The 509-nt window shown below is 54.2% G+C and carries 1 protein-coding gene; it reads left to right on the top strand.

The features are described from left to right. Positions 1-60: 60 nt before the first annotated feature. Positions 61-509, top strand: a 449-nt coding sequence (locus CRV02_RS14385) for an antitermination protein (protein ID WP_164969024.1), incomplete at its 3' end; no start/stop codon positions are given.

Raw genomic sequence — 509 nt, 5'->3', positions numbered from 1 at the left:
CGATACCGGCGCAGGGGTCTGCGGAAACCTAACATGGATTCCGGGACAGGGAGAAGGCGCCTGAGACGCGAAAGCGTAGCGACAGTCCCTTCGCCAAAAAGCCCGATGATGCGCGACTCACCACGGGCCACGGCTTCTGACTCTCTTTCCGGTACTGATGTGATGGCTGCTATGGGGATGGCGCAATCACAAGCCGGATTCGGTATGGCTGCATTCTGCGGTAAGCACGAACTCAGCCAGAACGACAAACAAAAGGCTATCAACTATCTGATGCAATTTGCACACAAGGTATCGGGGAAATACCGTGGTGTGGCAAAGCTTGAAGGAAATACTAAGGCAAAGGTACTGCAAGTGTTCGCAACATTCGCTTATGCGGATTATTGCCGTCGTGCCGCGACGCCGGGGGCAAGATGCAGAGATTGCCATGGTACAGGCCGTGCGGTTGATATTGCCAAAACAGAGCTTAAGGGGAGAGTTGTCGAGAAAGAGTGCGGCAGATGCAAAGGCGT

It is taken from the genome of Arcobacter sp. CECT 8989, assembly GCF_004116715.1.
Lineage (GTDB): Bacteria > Campylobacterota > Campylobacteria > Campylobacterales > Arcobacteraceae > Halarcobacter.
Note: the sequence above shows the minus strand (reverse complement) of the source record. Positions and strands in the feature narration are given on the sequence as shown.